The organism is Microvirga terrae, assembly GCF_013307435.2.
Lineage (GTDB): Bacteria > Pseudomonadota > Alphaproteobacteria > Rhizobiales > Beijerinckiaceae > Microvirga > Microvirga terrae.
The window spans coordinates 1,626,664-1,649,922 of sequence record NZ_CP102845.1 but is presented as its reverse complement, the minus strand read 5'-3'; the positions used below and the strand labels follow the sequence as shown (position 1 = coordinate 1,649,922).

Here is a 23,259-nt window from a genome sequence, read left to right as displayed (position 1 = left end):
GGGCTACCCATTCTCGCTGGAGGGCTCGATGCGGGCGAGATAGGTCGTGCGCGGCTTGGTGTTGAGCTCGCCGAGCAGGGCATAATTGCGCGGGCTCCGCTTGAGGCGGCTCACGGCGCTTGCGGGATCGTTCACGTCCCCGAACACGATGGCTTGCGTCGGGCAGGCCTGCTGGCAGGCCGTCGCCACCTCGCCGTCGCGCAGGGGCCTGTCCTCGACCCGCGCATCGGCGCGGGCCGCCCCGATGCGCTGGACGCAATAGGTGCATTTCTCCATGACGCCGCGGTCGCGGACCGTCACCTGCGGGTTCATGGCCTCGGGCGAGGCCGTGTAGTCCGTGCCCCGATAATCGAGGAAGTTGAAGCGCCGCACTTTGTAGGGGCAGTTGTTCGAGCAGGTCCTCGTGCCGATGCAGCGGTTGTAGACCATGTCGTTGAGCCCCTCCGACGAATGCACCGTGGCGTTGACCGGGCAGACCACCTCGCAGGGCGCCTTCTCGCAATGCATGCAGGGCACGGGCTGGAAATAGGTCGCGGGATTGGCGGGATCGCCCGCATGGTACCGGTCGACCCGCAGCCAGTGCATCTCCCGCCCCTTCGCCACCTCGTCCGGCCCGACGACTGCGATGTTGTTCTCGGCCTGGCAGGCGATGACGCAGGCGTTGCAGCCGATGCAGGCATCGAGGTCGATCGCCATCCCCCAGGCATGGCCCTCGTAGGGCCATTCCGGATAGAGCGAGGGCTGCGCCTCCTGCTCCCGAGCCGGCGCCTGATCGGGGGCGACCACCCGCACGATGTCGCGGCCCTGCAGGGAATGGTGCTGCTGGGTCGAGATGACCGGGATCCGCTCGCCGGCCTTCCTGATCTCGCCGGTGGCGATCCAGGGGCGCCGGGAGGGGCGTACCGCATAGGCGTCGAACCCGATGCCGTCGCCGATCCTGCCGGCGCGCTGGCGGCCGTAGCCCAGGGTCAGCGTCACCGCGCCGGGCGCATGGCCCGGCATGATCCACACCGGCACCCGGATCGTCCTCCCGTCGACTGCGAGATCGACGGCATCGCCCGAGGACAGGCCGAAGACGGCTGCGGTCTCGGGCGCGAGAAGCGCCGCATTGCCCCAGACCTGCTTCGTCAGGGGCTTCGGCAGCTCCTGCAGCCAGCCGTTATTCGCGTAGGTGCCGTCCCAGACGGACGGATCGGGAGCGAACACCACGTCGATCCCACTGGATATGGAAGGAACTGCCATTTCAGCTGTCAGATCGAACCGTTCGGTCAATGCGACCGTCGGGGCGGCCGAGCCCTCGATCATTCCGTCTTCGAGCGCGCGGGCCCAGCGTTCCTCGAAGCCCTCGCCCCAGGCCTCACGCCACGTGGCCTGGACCAGCGCCTGACCGGTCAGGTTCTGACCAGCCATGAGGCCGAGGAACTCTTCCTGGCTCAGCCCCGGCTTGAGCGGCATCGTTGCGGGCTGCCTCAAGCCGACCGTGCCATCGAAGGCCCGCAGGTCGCCCCAGCTTTCGAGCGGATGCGCCTCGGGGATATGCCACTGGCAGACGGCCGCCGTCTCGTCGCAATGCGGGCCGAGATGAAGCGACAGCGGAACGCGCCTCACCAGCGAGGCCAGGTCGATGTCCGCTGGAGCGGCATAGACCGGATTTCCACCAAGAATGACGAGACGGGACACTTCGCCGGCCTCGATGGCCTGCGCCAGATCGGGCAGCGTCCGCATTTCGGCCATTGCCGGCCTGACCGGTTCGATGGCGCGGATCGTGGTGCCGAACGCGCCGAGCCGGGCATTGATCGCATGCACGAGAGCATGAATCCGGGTCGGCTGCTCGCGCCCTGCCACGACGAGGCTGCGCGATCCCGCCTGGCGCAACGCATCCGCCAGCTTCAGGATGGCCGGATGCGTTTCGGACGTCGACGCAACGCCGATTTTCAGAGCAGCCGCAAGAGCTTGAACGAAGGGTTGGAAATCTCTCGGCCTAACCGGAAGGCGCTCCTCCGCGCGAGCGCCGGTGAGGCTCAACCGCGTCTCGACGGCGTAGAGACGCGGCAGAGCGCGCTCCTGCACCCGCCGCCGTGTCTGGAAATCCGCGGCATAGCGCAGGTGCCCCGGCTCCTCGGCGAACAGATCGCCCCCGAGCGTCACGATGATGTCGGCCCGGGTCAGATCGTAAACGAAATCCAGATCCCGGCCGAACGACTCTATGGCGGCGTCTCGCCGGCAGCCGTCGTCGACGGGTGAGAACTCATGGAACTTCGCAAATGGAAAGAGCTGCCGCGCTTGTGCCATAAGCCGGTGCAGGGTCGGCGACGAGGTCGGCGGCATCAGGATGTGCAATCCCCCTCCCTCCGACACGACGAGATCGTTGCGCACAGGTCGGATGAAGCCCGTGAGCTCCTCCCAGCTTCTCGCAGAGCCGTTCTGGAGCGGAGTGTCTGATCGATCCGGGTCGTAGAGGGACAGAATCTCCGCCTGGGCGAACACATCCGTCGCGCCGAGGCTTGCCGGATGTAGGGGGTTGCCCTCGATCTTGATCGGCCGCCCCTCCTGGGTCTTGACGAGGACGCCCCGACCAAGGCCGTTGAGCGCCATCGACGTGGCTACGGTGAGCGGCACCCCGGGCGTATGACCGGGCATGTTGCGGCTCAGCGACAGGAGCGGTGCGTTGCTGCCGGATCCACTGCCATTGCAGGCCGCGAGGCCTCCCAAGGCCAAGGATGCGCTCATCAGCCGGAGCAGGGTCCGCCGGTCGATGGCGGAGGCCCGCACGATGTCGGGAAACTCGGCCTCGATATGCCGGAGAACCTCCGGCCGATCGGCGAGCTCCTCCAGGCTGCGCCAGAGCGTGGGTCCCTTCTCCGTCGCAAGGCGGACCCGCACGGCATCGACATCGAATGGTGGTTCCTCACGCATCGCTTCTACCGGTGGCAGGTGTTGCAGCTGGTGAGGCGTCGCGAAGCCTCCTCATAGAATGTACGCACGTCCTCGGGCAGGTTCTGGCCATGCGCCTCATATCCGGTCGCGAACACCGCCTCGCGCGGCCGCAGATTCGGCACGGGATCGCGATGGCAATCAAGGCACCATCCCATGGACATGGTCTGGGACTTCACCGTCTTCGGCATCTGATCCACGCGGCCGTGGCAGGTCTCGCAGGCAACACCCTTGGTCACGTGAGCGGCGTGATGGAAATAGGCGTAGTCCGGCAGGCGATGAACGGACGTCCATTCGATCGGCTGACCGAGGACGAAGCTCGATCGGACCGGCTCGAGGACGCTTGCTCCCACCCATACCTGCGAATGGCACGACATGCAGGTCTGGGCGGAGGGCATGCCGGCATCCGCCGCGCGCTCCACGGTCGCGTGGCAATACCGGCAGTCGATGCCGAGGGAACCGCTGTGGAGATCATGCCGGAAAGGCACCGGCTGCGGCGCCGCCTTTCCGACATTCCAGGTGCTGTCGGAGCGTGCCCAGACATAGGCTATGCAGCCGGCCGCTACGGCGCTCAGACCTAGGAGCACGATCACCACCCGAAACAGAGTGGTGGCCGCCGGTGTGAAGAGCTGCGCCATCGCCTGTGCCGCGCACCCTTTGCTGGATCAGGCCGTGCGCCCGAAATAAAGCTTCGCTGTTGACACAATCGGCTCGGCGCAGCTTCGTTCCCTCATGCTGGATGGAAGTCGATGCGATCAGGGTGCGTGAAAACCTCGAAGGCATCGCCTCGGGCCACGGCCACGAGGGTGATTCCGCAGCTTTCCGCGACCCGTACGGCAAGGGCGGTCGGCGCCGAGACGGCGACCAGGATTGAGGCGCCCATACGAGCCGTCTTCTGCACCATTTCGAGGGATACGCGGCTGGTCAGCAGCACGAGACCATCGGAACCAGGCTCCGATGCCCTGGCCAGAGCCCCGGCGAGCTTGTCGAGCGCGTTGTGCCGTCCGACGTCCTCCCGAATAGCGATCACGCCCTCACTTGGTCGCCAGAAGGCTGCGGCATGGATGGCGCGGGCTTCCCTGTTCAGGCGTTGCGCATCGGAAAGATCGGTCATGGCGATTTTGACAGCCCCCGGATGCACGCGAAGCGAGCCCGTCACCGTCTGAACCGGCCGTGTGGCCTCGGCCAGGGATTCCACGCCGCACAATCCGCAACCGACTGGACCGGCCAAGGCGCGTCGGCGCATCTGGTAGGAGCTGCCACTTCGGTCTGACAGCCACATCCTGATCTCGCATCCGAGATCGTGCTCGACCATTTCCATCGACAGGAGATCGGCGGGATCGTGAATAATCCCTTCCGACAAGCTGAAGCCGATGGCGAAATCCTCCAGATCGGACGGACTCGCCATCATCACGGCATGCGTCGAACCGTTATAGGTCAGGGCAACCGGCGTTTCCTCCGGCACCACGCGTTCGCCCGGGAAGGAGGCATCCTGCGCCACGCTCATGCGCGGCAGGCGGATGACTGGCGACAGGTGTAACGTCATTCCGCTGCCTCCGGCTGCCGTTCCTGCATCGGGGCGATACGGATCGGAATCGATTTCGCCGCCGGCACCTTGCTGTGATCCGCATGGTGCCAGACCGGTATCAGCGGATTGCACTCAGGGTAGTACGCGGCACAGCAGCCTTCCGGGATCTCGTAAGGAGTCACGCGCAATCCGCTCACCTGTCGCACGACGCCATCATCGACGGCCGTCGTGAGAGTGACCAAGTCGCCCTCATTTAATTTCAACTTGGCGACGTCATTCGGATTCATGAAGAGCACCATGCGGGTGCCCCTGACGCCTCTGAACCTGTCGTAGTAGCCGTAGACGGTCGTGTTGAACTGATCGTTGGAGCGTACGGTCATAAGCTTGAAGATGTCGGGATCCTTTTCGGCGGTCCCGAGATCCTCCTCCAGGCTCTGAGGGACGATGAAGTTGGCCTTGCCCGTCTTCGTCTTCCAGCGCCTCTCGCGCGCCGCGATGGGGCGGTGGAATCCGCCCGGCTTCCACATTCGCTTGTTGAAAGCGCGGAAATCCTCCGGATAGGTTTCCTCTATCGCGTCGCGGACGAGGGCATAATCGGCCACCCATTCATCCCAGGGCACCTTGTCGTTCACCGGGAGCGTCGCCTTTGCAATCTCCGCGACGATGCGCGGCTCCGACAGGAGATCGGAGCTTGCGGGCTTCGCCACGCCCTTCGATCCGTGGATGCAGGCCGTCGAGTCTTCGACGGCAACGGCTTGGGGCCCGGTCTCCTGCTCATCGATCTCGATGCGCCCGAGACATGGGAGAATGTAGGAAATCTCACCAGGGATGAGATGGTTGCGGTTGAGCTTCGTCGAGATCTGCACCGACAGGCGCAAGCGCGTCCAAGCCTTCTCCAACGCTGCCGTCTCCGGCGCAGCCCGCACGAAGTTTCCGCCGAGCGCCACAAAGGCTTTCATCTCGCCTTTGAGAATGCCTTCACAGGCCTCGACCGTCGTGGTTCCCTTCCAGCGCGGCGGCTCGAACCCATATTGCTCCTTCAGCTTGTCGAGGGGCACCAGCTCGGGTTTCTCCGCAATCCCGACCGTACGCTGTCCTTGCACGTTGGAATGGCCGCGCACCGGGCAGATCCCGGCTCCCGGCCTGCCGATATTGCCGCGCAGTAGGAGCAGATTGACGAGCATCTGCACGTTCTCGACCCCGGCCTTGTGCTGGGTCAGCCCCATGCCGTAGATGCCGATGACTGCGTTCGCCTGAGCATAGGCGGCTGCGGCCGCTTCCAGTGTCGCCTGCGGCAGGCCGGACTGGCGCTCCAGTTCAGGCCAGGACGCCTGGCGTGCAGCGCGCGCGAACTCCTCGAAGCCATGGGTATGCTCGGCGATGAAGGCATGGTCGAGCACGGGCTTGCCGCCGACCTCCCGGGCGCGATCGTCGGCTTCGATCAGGATCTTGGCCATGCCCATGAGGGCCGCGATATCCCCGCCGATCTTCACCTGATGATACTGCGACGAGATCCGCGTTTCCGAGCCCGTCAGCATTTCAGTCGGCGCCTGAGGGTTGGTGAAACGTTCGAGCCCGCGCTCCTTCAGAGGATTGAAGGTGATAATCGGCACCCCGCGCTTCGCCGCTTCCTGGAGCGGATGGAGCATGCGCGGACTGTTCGTCCCGACGTTCTGGCCGAAGAACAAGATGCAGTCGGTTTTCTCGAAATCGTCGAGAATGACGGTCCCCACCGAAACACCGATGCTCTGGGGCAACGCCACTGAGGTGCTCTCGTGGCACATGTTGGAGGAATCCGGCAGGTTATTGGTGCCGTAGAGCCGAGCGAACAGCGCCCACATGTAGGAGGTCTCGAGGGAAGCGCGGCCGGAGGCATAGAGCACCACCTGACGCGGATCGAAGCCTTTCAGCTCCTGGCCGATCTCGCGGAACGCGTGCGCCCAAGTCACCGGCTTGTAGGTATCCGACGCCGCATCCCAGCGCATGGGGTGCGTCAGGCGTCCGGCCTCTTCGAGGTCGTGATCGCTCCAGGTTCTCAATTCGGAAAGGGTATGCTTGGCGAAGAACTCAGGCGTTACCCGCTTGGTGGTCAGCTCCCAGGCCGTGGCCTTGGCACCGTTCTCGCAATACTCGAAGGTGCGGGGTTCGGCGGGCTTGGCCCAGGCGCAACTCACGCAGGCATAGCCGTCCGGCTTGTTCTGCTTGAGCAGAATCGCGTTGCCGCTGAGGAGCCTGCCTTCCCTGGACAGGATCGTCTCCACGGATCTAAGGGACCCCCACCCCCCTGCAGGCCCGGGGTAAGGTTCGATCTTCGGCTCATCATTCATGGGACAGCCTCCCGCCGGCCGCCGTTCACGCCCGGCGATCCTTGCAACCCATGTCAATGTTCGGAAAGCCTGACCGTTCCGGCCGAGCGGATACCGGCCGGAAAAGTTCCAGGATGGTCACCAGAAAGGGGCCCCGCGAAAATCTGCGGCGCGAGGCCGAAAACGGGCTAGACAGGGGGCGAGCGGTTTGTTACACGCACGGCCTCTTCAGCGGACATCGCGCCGCTGAATTCGCTTCGGCGACGGGTGTGTAGCTCAGTTGGTAGAGCAGCTGACTCTTAATCAGCGGGTCCAAGGTTCGAATCCTTGCACACCCACCAATCTTTTCAAGATCGAGAATCGCAGAACGGGCCGCTGAACCGTGTTTGACGGCGTAGCGGACAGTCGTGACAGGTCATTCACAACAGAATCGATCCTGTGAATCACCCTTTTCTCGTCGAGCGCATCGCCAAGGGCCGTGCTCGTCATCACTGATGGAAGCAAGCGCGCAACCCGGCTTGAACCGGGATGCGCGACAGGTATGCAATGTTACTCCGCTGCGTGCTGGGCGTGCAGGCGCGCCCCCCGGCTCATGAGCTTGTTGAGCGCGCCCAGATAGGCTTGGGCCGAGGCGACCAGGGTGTCGGGGTCGGCCGCGCGGGAGGTCACGCTGCGGTTGTCGGCCGAGAGACGGACCGAGACCTCAGCTTGGGCGTCCGTTCCCTCGGTCACCGCATGCACTTGGTAGAGTTCCAGCACCGCTTCGTGGGGCACCAAGGCCTTGATGGCATTAAAGGTGGCATCCACGGGTCCGTTGCCCTCCTGCTCCTCGATCACGATCCGATCGTCGACCTGGAGACGCATGGTGGCGCGCTGCGGACCACGGGTTCCGGCCACGATGTGGAGAGAGACCAGCTTGATGCGGTCGTGGGCCATGGCGATGTTCTGGTCGACCAGGGCTTCAATGTCCTCGTCATAGACGTGCTTCTTGCGGTCCGCGAGTTCCTTGAACCGCTCGAAGGCATCCTGGAACTGGTTATCGGACAGGCTGTAGCCCAGCTCCTCCAGCTTGTTGCGGAAGGCCGCCCTGCCAGAATGCTTGCCCATGATCAGGGACGTCTTTGACACGCCGACGCTCTCGGGCGTCATGATCTCATAGGTCTGGGCGTTCTTGAGCATGCCGTCCTGATGGATGCCGCTCTCATGGGCGAAGGCGTTCCGGCCCACGATGGCCTTGTTGTACTGCACCGGAAAGGACGTGGCGGCCGATGCCAGCTTCGAGGCGCGCATCAGCATGGTGGCCTCGATGCCGGTTTCAAACGGGAGCACGTCGCCACGAGTCTTGATCGCCATGACGACCTCCTCGAGGGCCGCATTGCCGGCGCGCTCGCCAATGCCGTTGAGGGTGCATTCGATCTGCCGGGCGCCGCCCTCCAGGGCCGCCAGGGAATTGGCGACGGCAAGGCCCAGATCATTGTGGCAATGGGCGGAGAAGATGGCCTTGTCGGCGCTCGGCACGCGTTCGCGCACGGCCCGGAACATAGCCCGGTACTCGTCCGGGGTCGCATAACCCACCGTGTCGGGCAGGTTGATGGTGGTGGCGCCGGCCTTGATGGCCGCTTCCACGCAGCGGCACAGATAGTCGATTGGTGTCCGGGTGGCGTCCATGGCCGACCACTCGATGTCCTCGATCAGATTGCGCGCCTGGGTCACAGTCTTGGTGATGATCTCCAGGACCTCCTCTTCCGACTTGCGCATCTGGTGCGCCAGATGGATCGGCGAGGTCGATACGAAGGTATGGATCCGCGGACGGGCCGCGTGGCGCACAGCCTCGCCGGCGCGGGCGATATCCGCCGAGATGGCGCGGGCGAGTCCGGCCACGGTGGCCTGCTTCACCTGCTTGGCGATGAGCGCGACAGCCTCGAAATCGCCGTTGGACGCGATGGGGAAGCCCGCCTCGATGATATCGACTCCCATCGTGTCGAGCAGTTCCGCAACCTCGAGCTTCTCCTCCAGGGTCATGGTGGCGCCCGGGCATTGCTCGCCGTCGCGCAGGGTCGTGTCGAAGATCAGAACGCGGTCCTTGGAGGAGCCGGATACGGAAGCGGTCATCATGTATTGTCCTTCTCGGAGGGAGCGAGGCCTTGCGAGTAGCCTTCAGCGCTCAAGGTTGTTTCTGCTGGTCCAGAACCCCTGAGAGCCCAGGCGGCGACGCCCAGCCGACCCTCAGGGGCAGCTAAGGAGAAGGAGGCCAAGAAGACGAGCGCGATCGGCCGCGGGAGCGGGTCCGTTCATCCATGCGCTGAGGGAGACGATGATCATCGCTACCCGAATCCTCCTCGGCCGCGGACGTGAAGCCGCGAACAACGGGCCTGTTTGTAACGGGGCTTCGTCCTTATGGCAAGCCGTTGAAACAAACGAAAAGACAATGCTCGACTAACGTATGGGTTATGACGCCGGACCGTAAAGGACTGGTCGGCAGCCAAAACGCCCTAGATCGGGTGAAGCTTGGCTTTTGTCTCGGACTGTCATCGATCCAGGAGTGCTTTTATGAGAACTGTGACCCACGCTCTGTCCCTGACCGGCTTGCTAGCGCTGGCTGCCTGCAACCAGACGGCTTCGGCCCCTGCCCCAGCGAGCGCCAGCCTCACGCCGTCGAGTTCCCACATGCCGCAAGGATCGGGCTGCTCGGGCGAGATCGACCGCTACCGCGCTGTCATGAGCAACGATCTTGCCATGGGGCACGTGAACCAGTCGGTTTACAATCAAGTCGACCGGGAGCTCCGCCAGGCGGAATCCGCCTGCGTCGGCGGGCGCGATGCGGAAGCTGTCCGGCTGGTCCGTGCCACGAAGTCCCGTCACGGCTATCTCTGATCGAAGGCCCAGCCGAAGAAGGATTGCAGGAAGAGCGGCATCCGCTCGGGGTCGATATCCGCCCGCCCGCGGACGATGCGCACATCCTGCAGCTCGGGCTCGGGCTGGGCCGCGATGTTCGCTCGGATCGTCGCCGCGCCCTCCTCCGCCGTGACCGGCAGCGTCACCATCCGCAGGAGAGCGATGGTCGGCCAGCGCTGGACGATGATCCATTCGTCGTCCACGCGGTAATCGCCATCGGCGAGGCCCGTTTCCTCGGCCAGCTCGCGCGTGAGACTTGTGGCGAGATCGACCGTGCCGTCAGGCCTCAAGTCGGATAGATCAGGTGTCCCGGCGGCGAAATAGACACGACCCGCATTGGTGGTGCCGTTCCCCATCACCCCGCAGATGAAAGCCCCGTCCGAGCCGCGCAGCGCTCCCATGGCGAAGCCGTTGGCGATGGCGGGGTCCGGATAACCCCTGTCGATCCAGGCAACAAAATCGGCGTAGTCGACCTCGAAATAGATGTTGCGGCACAGGTCCTGCTCGAACTGGACGTCCTGAAGCAGGAGCACCCGCCCGTTGAACATCTGCGGCTTGCCCGCGGTGCGGCGCTTCCAGTTCTCCGTGATGAAGTCCCGGTTCTGCCCGGGCCATTTCCAATCGAACGGGCGGCAGAACGCCTCGACGCGGGAGACGCGCCGGATCTGAGGCTCTCGGTTCACGCCAGGATCTCGCCGCGGCTCACCATCACGGCCGAGCCGCCGATCTCGGCCGACGCGAGGGCACCGTCCTTGATCACCATCTGAAGGACGATCTCGCTCGGGCGCCCCATCTCGACGCCCTGCTCGATGACAATGTTGTGCTCGCCGTCGCCCAGGGGCTCGCATTGCATGAGCGCGCCCGCGAAGGCCGCCGCCGCGGAGCCTGTCGCCGGGTCTTCCGCGATGCCCATTCCCAGACCAAACATGCGGGCGCGGAACCGCAGGCCGTCAGCCTCAGGGATCCGAGCATAGACATACGGCGCCGGATGATCGCTGTCGCCGAAGGCCTTGTCGAAAGCCTCGCCTTGCGGTTTGGACTTCGCCAGCGCTTCGAGAGACGAAACCGGCACGAGATCATAGGCGACACCTGCCGAATGGCGGCTCGGAACGTGCCGGTCGAAACCAATGTCGGTCGGATCGAGACCGAGCGCCCAAGCGCATGTCGCAGAATCCTTGCCCTCGCCCCACACGAAGGGCAGGCGCGGCAGACGGAACCGCGCCGTGCCGCTCGTGGCACCCTGCACCTCGACGGCGCAGGGAACGATGCCGACCTGCTCCTTCAACCCGAAGGCTGCGGCGCCCGGTTCGCCGTTCTGGTCGAGAAGCGCCAAAAGCACCGCCGTTCCCACGGTGGGATGTCCCGCGAACGGCAGTTCACGGGCGGGCGTGAAGATGCGGATGTCGGCGCGCTGGCGCGGCTCGGACGGGGGCAGGACGAAGACCGTCTCCGAGAGATTGAACTCCTTGGCGATCCTCTGCATGCCCGCGGTGTCCAGTCCCTCGGCCTCCAGGACAACCGCGAGAGGGTTTCCGGCAAAGCGCTCGGACGTGAAGACATCGAGAGTGACGAAACGACGGGACATACGGATCGATCCTTTTCGGGAGCCTTCAACGGGGCGGCAATGGCGATTCTTCGGCGCCAGATGAGGCACCGCCGGGAGTTCTCCTGTCAACAAAACTCCGACTCGGCACAGAACGTCATGGCCGCCCCGGATCAAGTCCGGAGACGTCCATGACGTCAATGGTGCGGTCGCAGCAACGCGCAATCTCCTCTGCGCCTTCGGCCAGCTTACATAGCCGCCTGCCGCACGAAGCGGTCGTTGAAGGTCGCGGAGAGATCCACCTTGGCATCCTTCAGCTCCGGATCGAGCTGGCGCAGCATGTCGAGCACGCTCTGCATGCCGGTCATCTGGACGATGCCGTCGCGCGAGTAGCTCTCGAGCGAGTTCTGCACCGCCTTGAGGTAAAGCGGCTTGTCACCCAGGTAGTATTCCTCCGGGACCGTCGCGGCGATATCCTCGGGCTTTGCGCTCTGGAGCCATTTCAGGCTCTTCACGAAGGCGTTGACGAGGCGCTGCGTGGTCTGCGGGTTCTGCTCAATGAAATCCTTCTTCGTATAGAGCGTCGCCGCGGGATTGGAGCCGCCGAAGAGCGCGCGGGTTCCAGCTTCCGTACGGGTATCTATCAGGATCTGAATGTCCCCATCGGCTTCGAGCTTGGCGATGACCGGATCGAGATGGGAGATCACATCGATCTCGCCCTTCTTCATCGCAGCCACGCCACTGGCGCCGGACCCGACGCCGATGATGGCGGCATCGGACGGCTTCAAACCAGCCTTCACCATCGCATATTGCGCGGTGAGCGCAGTCGATGATCCCGGTGCGGTAACGCCGATCTTCAGACCTTTGAAGTCCGCCGCCGACCTGATCTGCCCGGCCTTGTCCTTCTTGACCGCGATCACGATGGCGGGGAAGCGGCCGAGTTCCGTAACGGCTACGACGTCCTGTCCCTTGGCCTGCATGCGGATCGTGTGTTCGTAGGCGCCGGTCACCACGTCGACGGAGCCGCCGATAAGCGCCTGGAGCGACTTCGCGCCACCGCCAAAATCGTTGATCTCGACCTCGAGCCCCTGCTCTTTGAAGAAGCCCTTGCGCTCGGCGATGGTGAGCGGGAGGTAGTAGAGCAGTGGCTTGCCACCGACGCCGAGCGTCACTTTCGCCTTCTCAGGCGCACCCTGCGCGAATGCCTTCGGGCCCAAAGCTGCAGTCAGTCCGAGCGCTCCGGCGGTCTTCAAGAATGTACGGCGTTCCATCGCGTCTCTCCCTGTTGTGATGGCGTCGGTGTGGAGCTCTTACGTTCGCGCGGCCAGCGATGCTTGCGGCCGCCAGACGAGGAAAGCGTTCTCGATCCTCGTCACGAGCATGTCGATGAGGATGACGAACACGGACAGGATCAGCATGCCGGCGAAGACGCCGGTCACGTCGAAGACGCTCTCGGCCTCGTGGATCTTATAGCCCAGGCCAGCGGAGGACCCGAGATACTCCCCGACGACCGCGCCGACGAGCGCGAAACCTACGGACGTGTGAAGCGACGAGAACACCCAGGTCAGCGCTGACGGCCAATAGACGTGCCGGAGCAGCTGGCGTTCGTTCATGCCCAGCATGCGGGCATTGGCGAGCACGACCGGCGACACCTCGCGCACCCCCTGATACACGTTGAAAAATACGATGAAGAACACGAGCGTGAATCCAAGCGCCACCTTCGACCAGATGCCGAGGCCGAACCACAGGGCGAAGATCGGTGCGAGCACCACGCGCGGGAGGGCATTCGCAGCCTTGATATAGGGGTCGAAGACCGCGGCCAGCAGTTCCTTGCGTGCGAAGAGGAATCCGAAGATGATGCCGCCACCGGCGCCGATCAGGAAGGCCAGGATGGTTTCCACCAGCGTGATCCAGAGATGCCCCCAGATCTCGCCGCTGGCGAAGAGAGTCCAGCAGCGTTTCAGGACGTCGAGCGGAGTCGAGAAGAAGAACTGCACCTGCTTGGGCGTGCCGGAGATCGGATATACGGTCAGCACGTGCCATGCCAAAAGGAAGATCAGGCCCACGCCGATCTGAAGAACCGTGAGTTTCAGACGCGGCATCACGCATTCTCCCCTTGGCTGTAGGCCTTTTGAACCTCGACGCGAAGGCTCGCCCAGATCTCCTTGTGGATGCGGTGGAAGGTCCGCTCCATACGGACCTCGGCGATGTCGCGCGGCCGGGGCAAGTCGACCGGAAAGTCGCCGATGATCCCGGCAGCCGGCCCTGCCGACATCAGAACCACGCGATCGGCGAGCGCAATCGCCTCCTCCAGATCGTGCGTGACGAACAGGACCGCCTTGCGGTCCGCCGCCCACAGGCTCAGGAGCAGGTTGCCCATGATCTGCCGCGTTTGGGCATCGAGGGGACCGAAAGGTTCATCCATCAGAAGGATCTCGGGATCACGGATCAGGACCTGGGCCAGGGCCACGCGCTTACGCTGCCCGCCGGAGAGCATGTGCGGATAGCGGTCGACGAAGGCTGCAAGGCCCACCCGTCCGAGCCAATCCCTCGCGCGCTGGACAGCGTCGCTGCGGGACACACCTTTCGATTCAAGGGCGACTGCCACGTTGTCGAGGGCCGTTTTCCATGGCATCAGCGCATCCTGCTGGAAGAGGTAGCCGGCACGCAGATTGAGGCTGGCGAGATCGCTGCCGAATATCGTGACCCGACCGGCCGAGGGCTTCAGCAGGCCGGCGGCCGCGTTCAGGATTGTGGATTTGCCGGATCCCGTTGGCCCGACGATAGCCACGAACTCCCCGGGACGAACCGCAAGATCGATGCCCCTGACGGCCGTATAGCCACCCACTCTCGGCCCGAACGTGATGGCGACATCGTCGAGCGCCACCGCCGCAAGGGAGGTTGCCTGATCCATTCCGATCCTCATGGTCCCATATTCGGGCGCATTCTAGGACCGCCTCCGGAAGGATCGCAAGGTAAGCCGGCTTCTCCCTTCGGCCTATCCGCCGTCAGCGACATGACGAACCATAACCCAGAGAGCGGGTCGGCCTAGACCTCCACCGCCTCGAAGCGATGACTGGGCGAGACGAACTCGTCCTGCGCGGCGATCGTCAGGATCTCGCGCGATCCCGCCTCCTCGGTGCGCTTGAGCAGGCCGTAGACGGAGGCCGAAGCCGCGGCCAGAGCCGTTGGGGCCGAACGCGAGCGGGCATAATGGACGAAGAAGAGAGCCGCGATGGCGTCCCCTGCCCCGTTGACGGACAGCGACAGCTTAGGCGTCCGGACGCACCAGAAGCGCCCACTCTCACCGGCCACGAGATCGACGCTGTCGGCCGGGGTCTCCTTCGTCTCGACCGAGGTCACGAGAATGACCCTCGGGCCTAGTCCCTGCACGATCGAGACGGCCTGTTTCACATCGGCCAAGGTCTGGGTCGCGAGGCCTGACAGGTAATCCAGCTCGAACTGGTTCGGGGTGATGATGTCCGCGGAGGGAACCGCCTGCTCGCGCATGAATTCCGGAATGCCCGGCCGTACGAAGACGCCACGGCCCACGTCGCCGATCACCGGGTCGCAGCAATAGAGAGCCTTCGGGTTGAGCACGCGCACCCGCGCCACCGCCGAAAGGATCGCATTGCCGATGTCGGCTGACCCCATATAGCCTGAGAGAACCCCGTCGCACCGGGTGAGCACGCCTCGCTCGGCGATTCCCTCGACGAGATCCTCGATGGCAGGGCCGTCGAAAACCCGCCCCTTCCAGGAACCGTATCCGGTATGGTTGGAGAACTGAACCGTGTGAATGGGCCAGACCTCGACGCCGAGGCGCTGCATCGGAAACACCGCCGAGGCGTTACCCACATGACCGTAGGCGACATGCGATTGAATTGAGAGAACGTTCATGGATCTGGCCCCTTTCGCTTACCCGTTAGCGCAACGGCCGTCGCGCTTCAAATCGCCTGATGTGATCTCACTCATCACAAAGGCAGTTGGTTCTCTCCGCGACAATCCGTATTGATCTTAGCTCCTCCTGCGAAAGGGCGGCCTCAGGCATCATGGACATCGGGTTTTTGAAGACCAGCATCGTCGGATTCGTGCAGACCCATCAGGCCTATGCCCCCTTCGTCCTCGGCCTCATGACCTTTGCCGAATCGCTCGCCTTCGTGTCGCTGCTCCTGCCGACCATGACGATCATGATCGCGGTCGGTTTCGTGATCGCCGCTGCCGACATCCCCTTCTGGCAGGTCTGGGCAGGGGCTGCGTGCGGGGCCTTTCTCGGAAATTGGGTCTCCTTTGCGATCGGCCAGCGCTACAAGAAGGCGGTCTATGAAACGTGGCCCCTGTCGCGCAATCCCAAGCTCATCATGCGGGGAGAAGATTTCTTTCAGCGCTTCGGACCTTGGGCCGTGTTCCTCGGGCGGTTCTTCGGCCCGATCCGCGCCGTGATCGCCCTGATCGCCGGGATCTTCCTGATGCCGGTCGTGCTGTTCCAGGCTGCCAACGTGGCGTCAGCCTCCGTCTGGGCCTTCATCATCCTGGCACCCGGCGCGGGGCTCGCGCAGTATTGGCTGTGGTAGGTCCGCACAGCGGGGAACCGGGCGTCCCAGGGTTCATTAACCTCCCACACCGAAGGAGGTCCCTGATGGGAAAAGGCAAGATGAACGGCGACAACTCCGCCGAAAGCAAGAAGCATCCTGGCCATGAGATCCGCGGCTCGGGTGGGACCGTGAAGAACCGGAACGATCCCGGGAAGCAGGACAACAACAAGGCTCAGAACACGAAGAGCAACCAGCAGTAACAGTAGCGGCTCGCTCGAGGGCGAGCCGCCACCCCCCTCTATTCCAGGAGGTGGCAGCGCTCTTCCATGATGTTAATAGTATTGCTGTAACATCACGGTTTCCTCGTTGTGAGCCTTCCTTCTCCCGCCTCTTACGAAGAGGTCAGCCCCGCTGCGCCCTCGCTGGAGGCGGCTGATCCGCTAGGAACAGAACTGCCAGCCATCTGGTGGCCGTCGGTCTCAGCCGTTGCGTCCCTGGTTTTCTCAGTCCTCTGGCTCATGGAGAGTTGGGAGCAAGCCGAGCCGCTGAGAGGTCCGACCAAGGCAAATCAGCTGATGCAGAGCCTTGCCGCGCTGCTCGCGACCCTCGTCTGCTCCTACGCCGTTTACCGGTTCTGGAAGCACCGCCATGAGACGCTCGGCATCGTTCTGGGCCTTTCGGTGGTGGCAGGTGCCATGGTGCTGCATCACCTATAAGCCGCGTGGTCTCGCCCGCCGTTCTCAGGTCATCCTGAATGCATCGAGATCTCCCGCGTCGATGCGCTCCTTCGTATGCCGGTAGCCGATCTCGACCACTCTCTCGAACTGCTCCCACCCACGGAGCGGCACGTCGGCAAGAGGCGGATGGATCACGAGTGTGGCATGGGCACGCGCTTTCAAGGTTTGGGCATCGCTCGAGATGGTGGCCGAGCGATAGAGCAGATTGACGATATCAGGAGCATCGGCCGGCAGTCCGAGAAGTCTGCGCAGGAGCGGCGCTTTCTTCTCCTCGTCGCCCGCGGAGGTGAAGGCCACATCCCGCGCCACATCGATGCCGAGCACAGGTCCCCTCTGGAAATCGGCCATGATGTCGGCCGGCAGGTTATTCATCATGGCGCCGTCGACGAGCACCCCTTCGGGCTCGACCATGGGCGGCAGCAGCCCGGGAATGGCGAGGCTCGCCCGCAAGGCCCGCCAGAGCGTACCCTGACGATGAACATGGGTCGTTCCGGTCGTCAGATTCGACGAGACGCAGAAGAAGGGTAGCCAGAGATCCTCGATGTTTCGCTGCCCGAAATGTTGGCTCAGCCGGGCATCGACCTTGAGACCACGGATCAAGGCGATCAGCGGCAGGGTGTAGTCGTTGAGCGGCGGGCTTCGGACGAAGGCCTCCATCATGATCTCGCGCGCCTCGTCAAGGTTGATCTGAAGAGCGCAGACGGCCGCCATGACTGCACCGATGCTGGTTCCGCCGGCGAGATCGATCGGAAAGCCGCACTCCTGCAGAGCCTGGATCGCGCCGAGATGAGCAAAGCCGCGCGCTCCGCCCCCGGCCAGGACCAGGCCGACGGCCCTGCCGCTCGACGTGCGGATGAGCCGCTGGAGATCGCTCCGGCTCCTTTCCCGCACATGAAGGCGCTGGTCGACGGGAAGCCCTTGAAGCGATGGATGCGCCGGTTTCGGCCGGGTGGCATCTGGCTTCTGCAGCAGGACGAGGTCGTGCCGACGCCACCCCGATGCGGCCGCCCTGAGCGCCTCAGCCTCACAGGTCAGCGGCTCGCCTGGCCGCGCCAGGAGCACGACATGGTCGGCATGGCGGATGCAGCGCTCCATCCAGGCCCCGGATGGCTCGGGCGAGACGTAGATCACCCTCTCGCGGCTCGCCTCGAAGCGGTACAGCCAGTTCTCGTCCTCCTCGTCGGGCATTGCCGCGACCAGATCGACCCCGGCCCCGTGGCTCTGTCGCATCTCGGCCAGGAACGCCTGGGCAAAGTCCGAAACCGCCACGCCATGCGTGACCGGAACAATGGCGAAGGTTGTGGGCGTGAACGTCCTGGGCTTGCTGCGGGTCGCCGCGCGAAGCCGCTCGGCCAGCAGCTTCGAGAGATAGAGCATGACGGCGGGCCAGCGCTCGATGAGATCCTCGAAATCCGTCCGGGCCAGGGTCAGGAGGACCGAGTCCCGCAAGGCCGTGACGGTCGCCGAGCGCGGCGCATGGGAGATGAGGGCCATCTCGCCGATGGTCTCCGGCGGCGCAATGCGTGCGATGCGCTGCTGCTCGCCGTGACTGCCCTGCACCGACACCCCAAGGGCCCCGGACACGAGCATGTAGAGCGCATCGGCCGGATCGCCCTCCTCGAAGAGGACCTCACCGCCAGGGAGCACGATGCGCTGGAGTTTGGACTGAAGTTCGAGACGGGCAGCCGGGTCAATTCCAGCCCACAGAGGCAGGTCAAAGTCCGCCAGTTCTTCAAGCAAGTTCGTCGCGCCCATGGAATTCCGTAACGTTATCGTTCCGGTGCCACTAGCGGGAATCCGCCGCCCTGACAAATCCGCTTTTGGCGTAGCGCGAAGTCGCTCAGGCGGCGCGGGAGAACCGCGCCGCCCGGAAACGGCTCAGTTCCGGCTCTTGTCGACCAGGGCCTTTTCCTTGATCCACGGCATCATGTCTCGCAGGCGGCCGCCGACATCCTCGATCGGGTGCGCGGCGTTGCGGGCCCGGGTCGCCTTGAAGGAGGTCTGGTTGACCTTGTTCTCGAGCATCCAGTCGCGGGTGAACTTCCCGCTCTGGATATCCTCCAGGACCCGCTTCATCTCGGCTTTGGTCTCGGCCGTGATGATGCGCGGGCCGGTCACGTACTCGCCGTACTCGGCCGTGTTGGAAATCGAGTAGTTCATGTTGGCGATGCCGCCCTCGTAGATCAGGTCGACGATCAGCTTCACCTCGTGGAGACACTCGAAATAGGCCATCTCGGGGGCGTAGCCCGCTTCGACCAGGGTCTCGAAGCCCGCCTTGATCAGCTCGACGAGACCGCCGCAGAGCACCACCTGCTCGCCGAAGAGATCTGTCTCGCACTCCTCCTTGAAGGTCGTCTCGATGATGCCGGCGCGGCCGCCGCCATTGGCGGAGGCGTAGGAGAGCGCGATGTCATGAGCATTGCCCGTGGCGTCCTGATGGATCGCGATCAGGGTCGGCACGCCGCCACCGCGCTGGTATTCGGAACGCACCGTATGGCCCGGCCCCTTCGGGGCGACCATGAGCACGTCCAGATCCTTGCGGGGCTCGATGAGGTTGAAGTGGACGTTGAGGCCGTGAGCGAAGAGCAGCGCCGCGCCCTGCTTCATGTTGTCGTGAAGCTCGTTGCGGTAGATGTCGGCCTGGAGCTCGTCGGGGGTCAGCATCATGACCACGTCGGCCCACTTGGCGGCCTCGGCAACGTCCATGACCTTGAGCCCGGCCTTCTCGGCCTTGGCCACGGAGGGCGAGCCCTTACGCAGGGCCACGACGATGTCCTTCACGCCGGAATCGCGCAGGTTCAGGGTATGGGCGTGGCCCTGGCTGCCGTAGCCGACGATGGCAACCTTCTTGCCCTTGATCAGATTGATGTCCGCGTCGCGATCGTAATAGACACGCATGGTCCTCGGGTCCCTTAGTTCAAAGGGGGGCTTTTCCCCCGTCCTCGTAGCCGCCGCGCGATCCTTGGGATCTGCGCAACATTTGTTTTGTCAGGCGCCGCTTTTAGCGAATAAAACTGCGCTGACAAGGTGTTGTTTGTAGCAAAACTGCCGACCCTGCCTGCACCCAGCGCAAGGCCGGCCTTTTCTGTCAACAAACGATCCGAGCCTGGAGAGTTCAAAAGGCTCTCCAATGCTCTAGATTGGCCTTGATCCCTGTTGCCGAGAAGGACAACGCCGCATGCAGCGTCTTGCCACTCCCGCCGAAGTCATCTTGTTCTGGCGCGAGGCCGGTCCTGACAAATGGTTTTCGAAGGACGAAGCCTTCGACCAGGTCTGCCGCGACCGTTTCCTGCCCACCTATGAGGCTGCCGCCCGGGGCGATCTCAACGAGTGGGAACTCACCCCGGAGGGCGCGCTCGCCGTCATTCTCCTCCTCGACCAGTTTCCCCGGAACATGTTCCGGGGAAAGCGCGAAACCTACAAAGCCGACCCGGTGGCCCTGATGGCCGCTGACCGCGCCATCGAGCGCGGATTCGACCATCGGGTGGAACCTGAGTTCCGCCGGTTTTTCTACCTTCCCTTCATGCACTCCGAGTCCCTCAGGCATCAGGAGCGCTCGGTGGCCCTGAACGAAGCCCTCGGCGAGGACTCCATCAAGTGGGCGCGCCACCATCACGGCATCATTGCCCGCTTCGGCCGTTTCCCTCACCGCAATGCCATTCTCGGCCGCGAGACGACGCCCGAGGAGGAAGCGTTCCTGCAGGAGAACGACTTCAGGGGGTGAGGCCTCAGCTAATCCCTTCCGCGCCCCGCGCCATGGCGGCGACGCCGGTGCGGGAGACCTCGACCAGTCCGACTGCGGTCATCAGCTTGATGAAGCGCTCGACCTCGTCGGTCGTGCCGGTCAGCTCGTACACGAACGAGGTCAGGGTTGCGTCCATCGTACGGGCGCCGAACGCCGAGGCGAGACGCATCGCCTCCACCCGGTGATCGCCCTTGCCGACAACCTTGACGAGACAAAGCTCGCGCTCGACGGCCTCGCCGGTGAGCGTGAGGTCCACGACCCGGTGAACGGGCACGAGGCGCTCGAGTTGGCTCTTGATCTGCTGAATGATGCTGTCGGTGCCCGTGGTCACGATGGTGATGCGCGAGATATGCGCCTCGTGCTCCGTCTCGGTGACGGTCAGGCTCTCGATGTTATAGCCGCGACCGGAGAACAGGCCGGCAATGCGCGCAAGCACGCCGGGTTCGTTGTCGACCACGATGGCGAGCGTATGCCGGCTCGAGGGTTCGACGCGGGTCGCATCGGGATAATGAGTTTTCATCTGCAGCATGGTTTGGTTTCCCGAATTCTGATTGGCCTCAAGCCGCCCTGCGGTAGTTTTCGATGGCTTCCTCGTCGATCTCGTCGGCCGTGACGACCCATTCCTCCGTCATGGCGGCAGCGCGCCATTCCTGAAAGGCCGGTAGCGACAGGATCGCGTCCACATAAGCCTGCGTGGTGGCATCGAGCGCGATGGAGTAGGTGTCGAGACGCGTCACGAGCGGCGCATACATGGCATCGGCCGCCGAGAATGCGCCGAACAGGAACAGGCCGCCGGCACCAAAACGCTCGCGCGACTGACGGACGATCTCGCTGAAACGCGCGACATCACGAGCGACGGCCTCGCTCCGATCCTTCCTGGCGAACTTCTTGCCGAGATTCATCGGGCATGCGGAGCGCAGGGCCGAAAAACCTGCATGCATTTCGGCTGCGATCGAGCGCGCCATGGCGCGGGCCTTCCGATCGTCCGGCCACACCGGCGCGCCGAAGGCGTCACCCACATATTCCATGATGGCAATGGACTCCCATACGGTCACATCGCCGTCGATCAGGATCGGCACCTTGCCGGCGGGCGAATGCTTCAGGACCTGCGCCTTCGTGTCCGGCAGGTCGAGCGGGATGGTGATCTCGTCGAAGGTAACCCCGAGCTGCTTCATCAGCAGCCAGGGCCGTAGCGACCAGGACGAGTAGCACTTGTTGGCGATGACGAGAGTTGGCATGGTTCCGACTTCCCGCATCACACCAGCATCTTGCCCTTCTCGTCGATCACGGAGCCGATATCGGCTCCGGTCTCGCCGAGATAGTCGTTGAGCAGCATCTCGTTATGCGCCTTGCCCGAAGGAATCATCGGGAAGCAGTTCTCGGTCTTGTCGACGATGCAGTCGAAGATGACCGGGCGGTTCACGTTGATCATCTCTAGGATCTTGGCGTCGAGGTCGCCGGGCTTGTCGCAGCGGATGCCGACGCCCCCATAGGCCTCCGCGAGCTTCACGAAATCGGGCAGCGATTCCGAGTAGCTGTGGGAGTATCGCCCGCCGTGCAGCAGCTCCTGCCACTGACGCACCATTCCCATGTACTCGTTGTTGAGGATGAAGACCTTGACCGGCAGGTTGTACTGCAAAGCCGTCGACATCTCCTGCAGCATCATCTGGATCGAGGCTTCGCCGGCAATGTCGATCACGAGAGCATCGGGATGCGCCAGCTGAGCGCCGACCGCCGCCGGCAATCCGTACCCCATCGTGCCGTGGCCGCCCGAGGTCATCCAGCGGTTCGGCTCCTCAAACTTGAAGTATTGCGCCGCCCACATCTGGTGCTGGCCCACTTCCGTCGTGACGTAGGTCTCGCGATCCCTGGTCAATTCATACAGGCGCTGGATCGCGTATTGCGGCTTGATGGTTTCAGTCGAGTTGCGGAAGGCCAGACAGTTGCGGGCGCGCCAGCCGTCGATCTTTCCCCACCATTCCGTGAGAGCGGCCTTGTCCGGCTGATGGGCATTCTGCCGCCACAGGCGCAGCATGTCCTCCAGAACATGCGCGCAATCGCCGACGATCGGGATATCAACCTTCACGGTCTTGTTGATGGAGGACGGATCGATGTCCACGTGAATGCGCTTGGAGAAGGGTGAGAAAGCATCGAGGCGGCCCGTGATGCGATCGTCGAACCGTGCACCGATATTGATCATCACGTCGCATTCGTGCATCGCGAGATTGGCTTCGTAAGTGCCGTGCATGCCGAGCATGCCGAGCCACCGGCGGTCGGAGGCCGGAAAGGCGCCAAGCCCCATCAGCGTCGAGGTGATGGGAAAGCCCGTGAGTTGCACGAGCTCACGCAGAAGCGCGGAAGCGTGAGGACCCGAATTGACCACGCCGCCGCCCGTATAGAACACCGGACGCTTGGCCTTGGCCATCAGCTCCACGGCCGCGCGGATATGGTCCAGGTCACCCTTGACGGTCGGCCGATAGGTCTTGTGCTGGTTGCTCAAGGGGCGCACGTAAGAGCCGGTCTTGAACTGAATGTCCTTCGGCAGGTCGACCACGACCGGTCCCGGCCGTCCGTTCTGGGCCACGTAGAAGGCCTCATGGAGGACGCGCGGCAGATCCTCGATGTTTTTGACGAGATAGTTGTGCTTCGTGCAGTGGCGGGTGATGCCGACCGTATCGCATTCCTGGAAGGCATCGGAGCCGATGAGATGTGTCGGAACCTGGCCGGTGATGCAGACCAGGGGGATCGAGTCCATCATGGCGTCCGCCAGACCCGTGATTGCGTTGGTCGCACCGGGACCGGACGTCACCAGCACGACGCCGGGCTTGCCGGACGAGCGGGCATAGCCTTCGGCCGCATGCACCGCCCCCTGCTCATGGCGCACGAGGACGTGGCGAACCCTGTCCTGGTGAAAGAGCGCATCGTAAATGGGAAGCACCGCACCGCCCGGATAACCGAAGATATGCTCAACTCCCTGATCCTGCAGGGCTCGGATCACCATTTCGGCTCCGGTCATCGTCTCGCTCATCTCACTCGCTC

21 protein-coding genes and 1 tRNA gene are annotated in these 23,259 nt (G+C 63.8%); 6 read left to right on the top strand and 16 right to left on the bottom strand.

All coding sequences use genetic code 11. From position 1 onward, the window contains the following. Positions 1-3: 3 nt before the first annotated feature. From HPT29_RS07785 to HPT29_RS07770, 4 genes are all read right to left on the bottom strand, one after another. Entirely contained in the window at positions 4-2,916 is a 2,913-nt protein-coding gene (locus HPT29_RS07785) for a TAT-variant-translocated molybdopterin oxidoreductase (protein WP_173948370.1), read from the bottom strand. Positions 2,917-2,921: 5 nt separating this feature from the next. Then, positions 2,922-3,572, bottom strand: a complete 651-nt coding sequence (locus HPT29_RS07780; protein ID WP_173948369.1) for a cytochrome c3 family protein — start codon at positions 3,570-3,572, stop codon at positions 2,922-2,924. Positions 3,573-3,664: 92 nt separating this feature from the next. Next, on the bottom strand, positions 3,665-4,480 hold the full coding sequence (gene fdhD / locus HPT29_RS07775; protein WP_173948368.1) for a formate dehydrogenase accessory sulfurtransferase FdhD: 816 nt from the start codon (positions 4,478-4,480) through the stop codon (positions 3,665-3,667). Then, positions 4,477-6,789: an FdhF/YdeP family oxidoreductase gene (locus HPT29_RS07770; RefSeq protein WP_173948367.1), complete on the bottom strand. Its 2,313-nt coding sequence runs from the start codon at positions 6,787-6,789 to the stop codon at positions 4,477-4,479. The genes fdhD and HPT29_RS07770 overlap by 4 nt, the downstream gene beginning before the upstream one ends. Positions 6,790-7,033: 244 nt before the next feature. Between HPT29_RS07770 and HPT29_RS07765 the strand changes: the two genes are divergently transcribed. Beyond that, a tRNA-Lys gene (locus HPT29_RS07765) sits at positions 7,034-7,109 on the top strand. A gap of 208 nt (positions 7,110-7,317) precedes the next feature. On the opposite strand, the gene HPT29_RS07760 is transcribed toward HPT29_RS07765, so the two are convergent. Beyond that, positions 7,318-8,880 (bottom strand): 2-isopropylmalate synthase, encoded by a 1,563-nt coding sequence (locus HPT29_RS07760; RefSeq protein WP_173948413.1) that lies wholly within the window; start codon positions 8,878-8,880, stop codon positions 7,318-7,320. Positions 8,881-9,318: 438 nt separating this feature from the next. On the opposite strand from HPT29_RS07760, the gene HPT29_RS07755 reads away from it, so the two are divergent. After that, positions 9,319-9,642 carry a hypothetical protein gene (locus HPT29_RS07755; RefSeq protein ID WP_173948366.1) on the top strand — a complete coding sequence of 108 codons (324 nt, stop codon included), beginning with the start codon at positions 9,319-9,321 and terminating at the stop codon, positions 9,640-9,642. On the opposite strand, the gene HPT29_RS07750 is transcribed toward HPT29_RS07755, so the two are convergent. The 6 genes from HPT29_RS07750 to pdxY all read right to left on the bottom strand — a co-directional run bounded on the left by HPT29_RS07750 (position 9,633) and on the right by pdxY (position 15,103). Next, positions 9,633-10,346, bottom strand: a complete 714-nt coding sequence (locus HPT29_RS07750; RefSeq protein WP_173948365.1) for an NUDIX hydrolase — start codon at positions 10,344-10,346, stop codon at positions 9,633-9,635. The genes HPT29_RS07755 and HPT29_RS07750 overlap by 10 nt on opposite strands. Beyond that, a complete protein-coding gene (locus HPT29_RS07745; protein ID WP_173948364.1) occupies positions 10,343-11,248 on the bottom strand; it encodes a PhzF family phenazine biosynthesis protein in 906 nt (301 codons plus the stop codon). Before HPT29_RS07745 ends, HPT29_RS07750 begins: the two co-directional genes overlap by 4 nt. 206 nt (positions 11,249-11,454) lie before the next feature. Then, a complete protein-coding gene (locus HPT29_RS07740; protein ID WP_173948363.1) occupies positions 11,455-12,477 on the bottom strand; it encodes an ABC transporter substrate-binding protein in 1,023 nt (340 codons plus the stop codon). Positions 12,478-12,516: 39 nt separating this feature from the next. Further along, entirely contained in the window at positions 12,517-13,308 is a 792-nt protein-coding gene (locus HPT29_RS07735) for an ABC transporter permease (protein ID WP_173948362.1), read from the bottom strand. After that, complete coding sequence (locus tag HPT29_RS07730; protein ID WP_173948361.1) at positions 13,308-14,120, bottom strand: ABC transporter ATP-binding protein; 813 nt, start codon at positions 14,118-14,120, stop codon at positions 13,308-13,310. Before HPT29_RS07730 ends, HPT29_RS07735 begins: the two co-directional genes overlap by 1 nt. Before the next feature lie 134 nt (positions 14,121-14,254). Continuing rightward, positions 14,255-15,103, bottom strand: coding sequence for a pyridoxal kinase PdxY (gene pdxY, locus HPT29_RS07725; protein WP_173948360.1), 849 nt, complete (start codon positions 15,101-15,103; stop codon positions 14,255-14,257). Positions 15,104-15,255: 152 nt separating this feature from the next. Between pdxY and HPT29_RS07720 the strand changes: the two genes are divergently transcribed. The 3 genes from HPT29_RS07720 to HPT29_RS07710 all read left to right on the top strand — a co-directional run bounded on the left by HPT29_RS07720 (position 15,256) and on the right by HPT29_RS07710 (position 16,454). Then, positions 15,256-15,777, top strand: coding sequence for a DedA family protein (locus HPT29_RS07720; RefSeq protein WP_173948359.1), 522 nt, complete (start codon positions 15,256-15,258; stop codon positions 15,775-15,777). Between the two features lie 65 nt (positions 15,778-15,842). Continuing rightward, positions 15,843-15,998, top strand: coding sequence for a hypothetical protein (locus HPT29_RS07715; protein ID WP_173948358.1), 156 nt, complete (start codon positions 15,843-15,845; stop codon positions 15,996-15,998). A gap of 315 nt (positions 15,999-16,313) precedes the next feature. Further along, a complete protein-coding gene (locus tag HPT29_RS07710; RefSeq protein WP_173948357.1) occupies positions 16,314-16,454 on the top strand; it encodes a hypothetical protein in 141 nt (46 codons plus the stop codon). Positions 16,455-16,478: 24 nt separating this feature from the next. Here the strand turns inward: HPT29_RS07710 and HPT29_RS07705 are convergent, their stop codons facing one another. Together HPT29_RS07705 and ilvC are read right to left on the bottom strand one after the other, a co-directional pair. Then, a complete protein-coding gene (locus HPT29_RS07705) occupies positions 16,479-18,230 on the bottom strand; it encodes a patatin-like phospholipase family protein (protein ID WP_173948356.1) in 1,752 nt (583 codons plus the stop codon). A gap of 123 nt (positions 18,231-18,353) precedes the next feature. After that, positions 18,354-19,373, bottom strand: a complete 1,020-nt coding sequence (ilvC, locus tag HPT29_RS07700; RefSeq protein ID WP_173948355.1) for a ketol-acid reductoisomerase — start codon at positions 19,371-19,373, stop codon at positions 18,354-18,356. Positions 19,374-19,653: 280 nt separating this feature from the next. Here ilvC and HPT29_RS07695 point away from each other — a divergent pair, with 280 nt between their 5' ends. Continuing rightward, positions 19,654-20,199 carry a DUF924 family protein gene (locus HPT29_RS07695; RefSeq protein ID WP_173948354.1) on the top strand — a complete coding sequence of 182 codons (546 nt, stop codon included), beginning with the start codon at positions 19,654-19,656 and terminating at the stop codon, positions 20,197-20,199. A gap of 4 nt (positions 20,200-20,203) precedes the next feature. Here HPT29_RS07695 and ilvN read toward each other — a convergent pair whose 3' ends face one another. Genes ilvN through HPT29_RS07680 form a run of 3 tightly spaced genes read right to left on the bottom strand, consistent with a single transcriptional unit; the run spans position 20,204 to position 23,248 of the window. Then, complete coding sequence (gene ilvN / locus HPT29_RS07690; RefSeq protein ID WP_173948353.1) at positions 20,204-20,749, bottom strand: acetolactate synthase small subunit; 546 nt, start codon at positions 20,747-20,749, stop codon at positions 20,204-20,206. Between the two features lie 28 nt (positions 20,750-20,777). After that, positions 20,778-21,458 carry a glutathione S-transferase family protein gene (locus HPT29_RS07685; RefSeq protein WP_173948352.1) on the bottom strand — a complete coding sequence of 227 codons (681 nt, stop codon included), beginning with the start codon at positions 21,456-21,458 and terminating at the stop codon, positions 20,778-20,780. Between the two features lie 17 nt (positions 21,459-21,475). Then, on the bottom strand, positions 21,476-23,248 hold the full coding sequence (locus tag HPT29_RS07680) for an acetolactate synthase 3 large subunit (protein WP_173948351.1): 1,773 nt from the start codon (positions 23,246-23,248) through the stop codon (positions 21,476-21,478). Positions 23,249-23,259: the final 11 nt, after the last annotated feature.

Excerpts from the sequence above, each read along its gene's own strand:
- HPT29_RS07680 (WP_173948351.1), bottom strand. The coding sequence starts at position 23,248 with ATGAGCGAGACGATGACCGGAGCCGAAATGGTGATCCGAGCCCTGCAG.
- HPT29_RS07720 (WP_173948359.1), top strand. The coding sequence starts at position 15,256 with ATGGACATCGGGTTTTTGAAGACCAGCATCGTCGGATTCGTGCAGACC.
- HPT29_RS07695 (WP_173948354.1), top strand. The coding sequence starts at position 19,654 with ATGCAGCGTCTTGCCACTCCCGCCGAAGTCATCTTGTTCTGGCGCGAG.
- HPT29_RS07780 (WP_173948369.1), bottom strand. The coding sequence starts at position 3,572 with ATGGCGCAGCTCTTCACACCGGCGGCCACCACTCTGTTTCGGGTGGTG.
- HPT29_RS07710 (WP_173948357.1), top strand. The coding sequence starts at position 16,314 with ATGCAGAGCCTTGCCGCGCTGCTCGCGACCCTCGTCTGCTCCTACGCC.
- ilvC (WP_173948355.1), bottom strand. The coding sequence starts at position 19,373 with ATGCGTGTCTATTACGATCGCGACGCGGACATCAATCTGATCAAGGGC.
- HPT29_RS07760 (WP_173948413.1), bottom strand. The coding sequence starts at position 8,880 with ATGACCGCTTCCGTATCCGGCTCCTCCAAGGACCGCGTTCTGATCTTC.
- ilvN (WP_173948353.1), bottom strand. The coding sequence starts at position 20,749 with ATGCTGCAGATGAAAACTCATTATCCCGATGCGACCCGCGTCGAACCC.
- HPT29_RS07730 (WP_173948361.1), bottom strand. The coding sequence starts at position 14,120 with ATGGATCAGGCAACCTCCCTTGCGGCGGTGGCGCTCGACGATGTCGCC.
- fdhD (WP_173948368.1), bottom strand. The coding sequence starts at position 4,480 with ATGACGTTACACCTGTCGCCAGTCATCCGCCTGCCGCGCATGAGCGTG.
- HPT29_RS07685 (WP_173948352.1), bottom strand. The coding sequence starts at position 21,458 with ATGCCAACTCTCGTCATCGCCAACAAGTGCTACTCGTCCTGGTCGCTA.
- HPT29_RS07745 (WP_173948364.1), bottom strand. The coding sequence starts at position 11,248 with ATGTCCCGTCGTTTCGTCACTCTCGATGTCTTCACGTCCGAGCGCTTT.
- HPT29_RS07705 (WP_173948356.1), bottom strand. The coding sequence starts at position 18,230 with ATGGGCGCGACGAACTTGCTTGAAGAACTGGCGGACTTTGACCTGCCT.
- HPT29_RS07715 (WP_173948358.1), top strand. The coding sequence starts at position 15,843 with ATGGGAAAAGGCAAGATGAACGGCGACAACTCCGCCGAAAGCAAGAAG.
- HPT29_RS07740 (WP_173948363.1), bottom strand. The coding sequence starts at position 12,477 with ATGGAACGCCGTACATTCTTGAAGACCGCCGGAGCGCTCGGACTGACT.
- HPT29_RS07735 (WP_173948362.1), bottom strand. The coding sequence starts at position 13,308 with ATGCCGCGTCTGAAACTCACGGTTCTTCAGATCGGCGTGGGCCTGATC.
- HPT29_RS07755 (WP_173948366.1), top strand. The coding sequence starts at position 9,319 with ATGAGAACTGTGACCCACGCTCTGTCCCTGACCGGCTTGCTAGCGCTG.
- pdxY (WP_173948360.1), bottom strand. The coding sequence starts at position 15,103 with ATGAACGTTCTCTCAATTCAATCGCATGTCGCCTACGGTCATGTGGGT.
- HPT29_RS07770 (WP_173948367.1), bottom strand. The coding sequence starts at position 6,789 with ATGAATGATGAGCCGAAGATCGAACCTTACCCCGGGCCTGCAGGGGGG.
- HPT29_RS07785 (WP_173948370.1), bottom strand. The coding sequence starts at position 2,916 with ATGCGTGAGGAACCACCATTCGATGTCGATGCCGTGCGGGTCCGCCTT.